The organism is Chlamydiota bacterium, from assembly GCA_016178055.1.
In the GTDB taxonomy this organism is placed as follows: Bacteria; Auribacterota; JACPWU01; order JACPWU01; family JACPWU01; genus JACOUC01.
On the sequence record JACOUC010000030.1, the window covers coordinates 45575 to 54051 of the forward strand.

5 protein-coding genes are annotated in these 8477 nt (G+C 44.3%); all 5 read right to left on the reverse strand.

What is annotated here, in order from left to right; all coding sequences use genetic code 11:
- Positions 1-170: 170 nt before the first annotated feature.
- Entirely contained in the window at positions 171-1412 is a 1242-nt protein-coding gene (locus HYS07_03905) for a NarK/NasA family nitrate transporter (protein ID MBI1870321.1), read from the reverse strand.
- A 208-nt stretch (positions 1413-1620) separates the two neighbouring features.
- On the reverse strand, positions 1621-3819 hold the full coding sequence (locus tag HYS07_03910; GenBank protein MBI1870322.1) for a nitrate reductase: 2199 nt from the start codon (positions 3817-3819) through the stop codon (positions 1621-1623).
- A gap of 442 nt (positions 3820-4261) precedes the next feature.
- Positions 4262-5839, reverse strand: a complete 1578-nt coding sequence (locus HYS07_03915) for a dimethyl sulfoxide reductase anchor subunit (protein ID MBI1870323.1) — start codon at positions 5837-5839, stop codon at positions 4262-4264.
- 151 nt (positions 5840-5990) lie between these two features.
- The gene (nirD, locus tag HYS07_03920) at positions 5991-6335 is read right to left on the reverse strand and encodes a nitrite reductase small subunit NirD (GenBank protein ID MBI1870324.1); all 345 of its coding nucleotides are present in this window, start codon (positions 6333-6335) and stop codon (positions 5991-5993) included.
- Positions 6332-8477, reverse strand: a 2146-nt coding sequence (locus tag HYS07_03925) for an NAD(P)/FAD-dependent oxidoreductase (protein MBI1870325.1), incomplete at its 5' end; no start/stop codon positions are given. The genes nirD and HYS07_03925, both read right to left, overlap by 4 nt.

Below are 8477 nucleotides of genomic sequence, written 5' to 3' on the forward strand. Positions count from 1 at the left end.
ATTGATCGCTAAACAATTCCGCCACCTTCGATAGATTGGGTGGGGGGATGAATCGGGCAGTCTATGCACGGCCCCATAAATGGGGCGACTACAAAATGAGCCTCACTTTCACAGCACGGGGAGGTTGGTCCCACCACCCCTCCTTATAAAGGAGGGGAAAAGTAAACAAGTTATTCCTCCACTTTTTCAAAAGCCATCGTGGTTTTGAGTTTTGGCGAAGGAAATTTTGACAGAATTTGGTGGAAGCTCCATCCCGACTGGACCATGCGAAGAGCCATCAGAGAACTGAGAGCTGCCAATGCAAAAAGCATAAAACCAACCCCATAGGAACCTGTTTTATCTTTAAAAAAACCCAAAAGAGTCGGAAGGAAAAATCCGCCCATGCCTCCAGCGGCTCCAACCACGCCTGTGATGACACCTATTTCTTTTTGAAATCTTAAAGGGACCAGTTGAAAGACGGCTCCATTTCCCATTCCCAAGCAAGTCATTCCCAAAAAAATGAGAGCAGTTACAATCGGAAGAATAGGTAGAAAACCTACGCCCATCATCAAAAGGCTCACAAGAGAAAAAAGAAGTGTGAGCATTCGCACACCTCCAAATCGATCTGCCAAATAGCCTCCTACGGGTCTAAAAAAACTCCCTGCGAAAACGCAAAGCGCTGTAAAATATCCAGCTGTGATCTTGCTTAAGCCATATTGATCGTGAAAGAAAATTCCAAGAAAGCTGGCGAGCCCCACAAAACCCCCAAACGTAATGCTGTAAAATAGAGAAAACCAGAAGGTATCTTTTTCCTGAAAAATGGATAAATAATCCACAAGCTTTTTAGGTGGGGGTCTATTTGGACTCTCTTGGGCGAGTTTAATAAAAATCAAAAGAGTGAGAATCACAGGAATCAGAGCCAGACCAAATACATTTCTCCAGCCCACCAGTTCAGCCAGTGTTGGAGCAAAAAGAGAAGCGAGAACGGTTCCACTGTTCCCTGCTCCTGCAATGCCTAAAGCCATTCCTTGATGCTGAGGAGGATACCACTGGCTCGCCAAAGGAAGGGCCACTGCAAAGCTTCCGCCGGCAATGCCCAAAAGAAGTCCAAACGCTAGAATAGAGTTTAAATTCGAACTGAAAAGCCAAACTCCAAGCAGGGGAAGCAAAACAAGAAGTTGTCCTAAAATACCTGTTTTCTTGGGACCGATATGATCGACCCAAAGCCCCAAGGGAATTCGGACAAGGGATCCCCCGAGAATAGGAAGGGCCACCATGAAACCTTTTTGGCTTGCGGTCAGTCCAAAATCCTTGGTGATATAGACCCCTAGAACTCCGATCAAAACCCAGATCATAAAACTGATATCGAAATAGAGAAATGCTGAAAACAAGGTGGGGGGATGTCCACTTTTAAGAAAATCTTTGATCTTCATGAGACTCTCCTTTGTATGCAATAAAAATTAAATAGGCATATCCTTGATTTCCCTGAAGTGTAGTCGCCCGATTTATCGGGCAAATCCATGCCAAGATCGCATTGCCCCATAAATGGGGCGACTACAATACCTTGTCCGATAGATCGGGCGATTATAATAACCTGCCCGATAAATGGGGCGACTACCAGGGGAATAAAGTGCATGCGTTTCACAGATTCTCCATTTTGTAAATTTGAACAGCAGCCTGTTTATAATTCGGTTCTCGAGAAATGGGATCGCAATGGCTCAAGGTCAGATTGTTGGCGTTCGCTTCGGCATAATGAAAGGGAATAAAAATTTGTCCAGGAGCAATCGTCTCCGTGACACGTAAGACGATGTGTTCAATGAAACCACGACGTGAGACGACCTTGACATAATCTCCATGCTTGAGCTTGAGTCTGGCCGCATCTCGAGCGTTCATCTCGACCCAAGCCTCTGGGGAAAGTCTATTGAGAATAGGAATCTCTCCTGTTTTCGTGCGGGTATGCCAATGTTCTACTGTGCGACCTGTATTCAAGAGGAAGGGAAATGCATCATTGGGAATTTCGGGAGGGGGATCATTTTTAATGGCCCAAAGTTTTGCTCGACCGTCATCGGTTTTAAAAATGCCATCGGCGTAAAGCCAGGTGCTTTCACGAGGCGAACGTTGAGACCCTTCTGGAAAAGGCCATTGAATGCCGCCTTGCTCTTCAATTAACGCATAGTTCATTCCAGAGTAATCACAAAGCCTTCCACGCGATATTTTCTTCCATTCTTCAAAGGCGTGTTCGGGCTTCGTCCAGTTTGGAAAAAGGTGATTGTAAACACCCAACTCTTTTGCCACACTCAAAAAAATATCAAAGTCAGATTTCGCTTCTCCCGGAGGTTCTACGGCTTTATTGACCTTGCTGACGCGACGTTCTGAATTGGTATACGTTCCTTCTTTTTCGCCCCAAACGGCTGCCGGAAGAACAAGGTCTGCGACTTTGGATGTGGGAATCGGATGATACCCATCCTGGACGACTAAGAAATCTAGGTTTTCGAGCACCTCATGGAGAAATGTTTGATTGGGAAATGAGACCAAGGGATTCGTTGCGATAATCCATAAACCCCTGATTTTTTTTGCTAAAATAGCTTCAATGATGTCTGGATAAGCTAAGCCGCGGGAGGTTGTTATTTCAGATTCATCAATATTCCATAAGGCGGCCAGTTCTTGACGATCCTCTAGACGGTCAAATTTTCGATAGCCTGGTAGACTTGAGGTAAAGCCTGTTTCCCTTGTCCCCATCGCATTACATTGTCCTGTGATTGAGAAAGGAGAAGCACCAACTTTCCCAACTTTTCCAGTAATCAGTGACAAATTGCAGATCGCATTGACTGTTTCAGTTCCTTGCGTACTGTGATTAACTCCCATGGTCCACCCGATAAAAGGGGCCTCGGCATTTCCATAAAGAAGAGCCACTTTTTGGATTTGATCGATTGAAAGACCTGTCACCTCGCTTACGTGTTCAGGTGTGTATTTTTCAAGATGGGTTTTAAGCTCTTCAAATCCTGAAGTATGTTTCTCAATATAATCGTGATCGATTTTATTTGCTTTCATCAGCACATGCATCATTCCATTCAGAAGTGCAATGTCTGTTCGGGGTTTCAGGGGTAAGAAAACATCCGCCATCATGGCTGTTTTAGTAACGCGGGGATCGGCAACAATCAAAATTTTATTTTTGTTTTTTTCCATGCGATAACAGAGAATGGGGTGGTTATCCGCGATATTGGCCCCGATTAAAAAAATCAAATCAGCCTTTTCAAAATCTTCATAACTTCCCGGCGGCCCATCACTCCCAAAAGAGCGTTTGTAGCCCGAAACGGCACTGGCCATGCAGAGCGTGGTATTTCCATCAAAATTTTTTGTCTTGAATCCAAGCTGGATCAATTTACCTAAAGTATAAAATTCTTCTGTCACAAGTTGACCTGTACTAATCACACCTAAAGATTCTGGACCGTATCGACTCTGAATATCCTTAAAGTGTCCGACCATGGTTTGAATGGCGGCAGGCCAACGAATTCTTCGAAATTTTCCATTCACTTTGAGAAGGGGCCATTTGGCACGGTTCGGGGTAGAGATGGCATAATGTTCTGCCAATCCCTTGGGGCATAAATAGCCTTCATTGACCGGATGATTCTGATCTCCCTTGACGCTCACTGCTTTTCCGTTTTTCACGCCGATGAACATGCCGCATCCTACAGAACAGTAACCGCAGGTGGTTTTTACCCAATGGTCCGGAATTTTTTCTTTGGCCATGGTCCCAAATTGTTCATCCAGCCCATAGGCATATTTTTCCTTGGCGATATCAATGCCTAACGATTTTTTTATTTCTTCTAACCAAATCATTTTTGCCTCCGTAAAAATCCAAAAATCAAATATCAAAAATCAAAATGACGGATCAAAATTTAAAAATTCTAGCTTGCTTAAGCATTTGGTTTTGTTTTTAATTTTTGATATTTGCATTGTCATTTTGATTTTTGAATTTTGATATTTGATTTTCTCAATGTTCTCCTCCACTTATGACCCGTGCATTGATCGCTAAACAATCCCGCCACCTTGGATAGATTGGGTGGGGGGATGAATCGGGCAGCCCCATAAATGGGGCGACTACAAGGGTGATTTTCATCCCCCTTTGTGCCGACCTCAGTCGGCATGAATGTTTCATATCAAAAATCAAAATGACGGATCAAAATTTAAAAATTCTAGCTTGCTTAAGCATTTGGTTTTGTTTTTAATTTTTGATATTTGCATTGTCATTTTGATTTTTGAATTTTGATATTTGATTTTCTCAATGTTCTCCTCCAACAAAGGCGGCACTTGAAAGCCAGATTAAACCCATTGCCGATAGCTTTTCTGGATTTAAAAAATGAAAAAGAATTTCTGGAATGATGAAACAAGCGATAACTAAAAGACCCATGCGTGTCAGAAAATGTTTTTTAAAGCGATGAATCAGTAGAAAGGTCGAACCATAAAGCTCGGTCGATTGATCCTCGTGGAGGTTAAAAAGCCTGGCCAGGAGAACGACCAGCTGAAAAAATCCGGCAAGCATGGAAACGATAAGGAAAGCAATCGCGGGTCCCTGAAAAACTCTCGCTACGATCTCTTGAGTTGTTACGGCGACATAAATAGAATAAATGACCAAAGAAAAAAGAGGGCCTAGGATAAAACCTGTTAAGAAAAAACGTAAAGGAGTTCTAATCGTATTCCAGGCGGGACGTGCGGGAACCAGATATATTTTTGCACTTGCATAGACCCCGGCCAATCCCAAGAGAGCAACCGTTCCACCCAGTCCAAAATAAAAAATATTTGAAAGTTGAAATTTCAAAAAATGACTTGCGAGGGCTAATCCAGCGTAAATATTACCCATCACTGAAAAAAGAGAGAAAAAAAGAACTTCTCTGGAAAGCCAAGAGCGTCTCCACATCCTTAAAGCTTTATAGGCATAGAGCGGACGTCCCAGATGAAATAAAGCTGCGAGCATCGCAACTCCCGTCATGATGATCATTCCACTGGCTCCAAAAGCCATAAAATCCTGAAGAGGTTTGAGAAAATCAAAAAAGGTTGAGAGTCGTTCACTCAACCAAAGAATTAAAAAGCCTCCCACAGAGGCTTGAGTTAAAACGGTCATAAAGATAAGCGAGGTGTGAGGCTTTTCAGGTTCGATATGATGGCGATTGGCCTTCAACATTTCTGTTGGAATATTTTTAGGAAGGGTGATCCGCGTGGTTGAAATCGTCATTTCAGAATTAGGAACGCCTGGCGCATCAGCCTGAGTGTGCTCTTTGCGCCACTCGGCCACATTAACCTTCTCAATTCGAATCGCTTGTTCAGGGCAGGCGGAGACACAGGCTGGCATGTCCCCGTCTTTTAATCGGCTGTGGCACATGTCGCATTTTGTAACGATGTTGCGCTCTGAGTTATATTGAGGAACCCCATAAGGACAATTCCACGTGCAGTAGCCGCAGCCAATGCATTCTTCTGCCTTATGTTTCACAATGCCGTCGTTCAATTTGACATAAGCGTCGGTGGGGCACCCCGTCAAACAAGAGGGATCCAGGCAATGATTACAGGCCATGGAAAGATGCAATTTCTGAGTGTTGGGATAAAATCCTCCTTCGATTTCACCGACGCGACGCCAGTTGACTTCAGGTGGATTATTGTTTTGTTCATTGCAAGCAACGACGCAACATTGGCAGCCGATGCACTGAGACATGTCAAAATGAAATCGATATTGCTCACCTTCTTTCAGCGGTTCAGTGGGGATGAGACTTTCTTTTGGGCTATAATAGCCGCTCTTGTTCACCCTGTTTTTGAGGGGAAGTTCCTGCTCATCTAATAAATCGATTAAGGAAAAGTTTTCGCTCATAGGCCTCACAGGGAAAATTCAAAAATCAAATATCAAAAATCAAAATGACAAATCAAAATTTAAAAATTCTAACTTGCTTAAGCACTTGGTTTTTGTTTTTAATTTTTGATATTTGCATTGTCATTTTGATTTTTGCATTTTGATATTTGATTTATGATGCGTTTAGTTTTCCCTCCCCAAACGCCACATAAACATCCCCCTCAACCACCTTGACTGGATAAGTCTTGACCTGCCCCTGTCCTCCATTCAATGCACACCCTGTTTTTAAATCAATTTTCCAGCCGTGAAGGGGGCAGAAAACAGAGCTTCCTGCAAGAATCCCATCGGCCAGGGGCCCTTGTTTATGAGGGCATGCGTTATCAATGGCACAAAACTCATTTCCCAGATGGAAAAGTGCGATTTGGTGGTCTCCAAATTGCACACGCCGACCTTCTTTGGCCGGAATCTCACGGGTTCCACAAACACGGTACCATTTGTAAGCAGGCGTTTTATTCATACAGGGCTCCCCATGAGGGCGTCTGAATCTTTGGGAAGAACAAAGTCTTTAAATTGCATCGGATGCACCCATTTTTTAGATTCGGTTTCCCAAGGATTCACGGCCTTCTCTTTTGATTTTTTGAGTCGATCGAGCAATGACTTCTTCTGATCTTCAGGAGCAAGAATAGTATGGCGTCTCGTCTCGTCTAATCCGACTCGCTCCACAAAATCATAGGTTCTTTCGATGTACTCTCCATTCTCCCGATAATATTGAAAGAAGAGGAGTGCGGCTTCTAAGGCTTCTTCGGTTGTCTTCACGGTGCATAAAATATCAGCTACGCGAACACGCTTCCCGGCGGCGCCCCCAATCACCACTTGCCAACCTCCTTCGATTCCCACAAGGCCGATGTCCTTGACCGTTGCTTCAGCGCAATTACGGGGACAGCCCACCACGCCCATTTTAACCTTGGCTGGGGTATAGAGCCCCTCCAGAAGAGTTTCTAGCTCAATGCCGGTCGCAATAGAATTCTGAGTCCCATACCGACAAAAATCTGTTCCCACACAGGATTTCACCATGCGCACCGCCTTCGCATAAGCAAAGCCGGAGGTCATCCCTAAATCGGCCCATATCTTAGGAAGATCCTCTTTCTTTACGCCCAAAAGATCTAGCCTTTGGCTTCCGGTCACCTTCACCATAGGAACTTTATATTTGTCCGCTACGTCCGCAATTTTCCTAAGTTCATCGGGACTGGTGACCCCTCCACGCATTCGCGGCACCACAGAAAAGGTGCCATCTTTTTGAATATTGGCATGAACGCGATCATTGATAAAACGGGCGGAACGGTCTTCTTGATGTTCGCCACACCACACTTCATCCACAATAAAACTTAAGGCCGGTTTACATAAATTACAGCCATGTCCGTTTCCATAAATGTCGAGAACATCTTGCACGGTCTTTAATCTCTGAGTTCGGATCATCATTCTTAACTGCTCTTTTGGAAAAGGAACGCAAGTACAGAGCACATTTTTCTTTTCCTCTTCAAATTCTGAACCGACGGTGGCTTTTAGAATTTCCTTCACAAGTCCTGAACAAGTGCCACAGCCCGTCGACGCCTTTGTACGGGTCTTCACCTCTGAAAATGACTTGAGATGATCGTTACGAATGGCAGAAATAATTTGGCATTTTGAAACCCCGATACAACCGCAAATGGTCTCCGAATCAGGTTTAGACATCACATCGGTTGGGGTTCCTGGAAGAGAGACGGGTTCAAAGAGAAGACCTTGACGATCTTTGCCGATCGGTGTTTTCTTACGAATCATATCGAGCAATCGATTTGCAGCGGACGCATCTCCCACTAAAACAGTTCCAACCACGTGATCTTTATTCACAACCACTTTTTTATAAAGACCGGTGCCGTCATCCGCATAAACCAAAACCTCGTCTCCCGGTTCGTCTCCCTTAAAATTCCCAGCCGAGAAAAGTTCAATCCCCATCACTTTAAGTTTGGTGGCCAAAACAGATCCTTCGTAGCGGGGCCCTTTTTGTCCGGTGATGGTTGCCGCCAAAACTTTTCCCTGATCCCAAAGGGGGGCCACAAGGCCGTAAACTTTTCCTCGGTGTTCTACGCATTCTCCCACAGCAAAAATAGAAGGATCGTCGGTTTCCATCAGGTCATTCACAATAATTCCGCGATTGACGGTGATACCGGCTTTACGGGCCAGCTCGACATTGGGGCGAATCCCGCATGCAATCACCACCATATCGGCTTTTATCGAAGATCCATCTTTAAACGTTAAGCCTTCAGCTTTTCCATTCCCTGAAATTCCAGTTGTATATTTATTGAGTAAAACACCAATCCCAAGTTTTTCAATCTCGCGTTTTAAAAATTCTCCTCCCTTTGAATCTAGTTGCACATCCATCAGGCGATCCACAATGTGCACCACACTCACATGAACGCCCTGATTTAAAATCCCTCGAGCGGCCTCCAGCCCCAAAAGACCTCCGCCAATTACCACGGCTCTTTGAGAGAGTTTACATTTCTCAAGAATGTTTCGCGTATCCGCAATATTTCTAAAGGTATAGACGCCTTCCTTATCCACCCCTTCAATCAAGGGAATAAAGGGATTGCTTCCCGTGGCAAGAAGGAGGAGGTCATAAGAA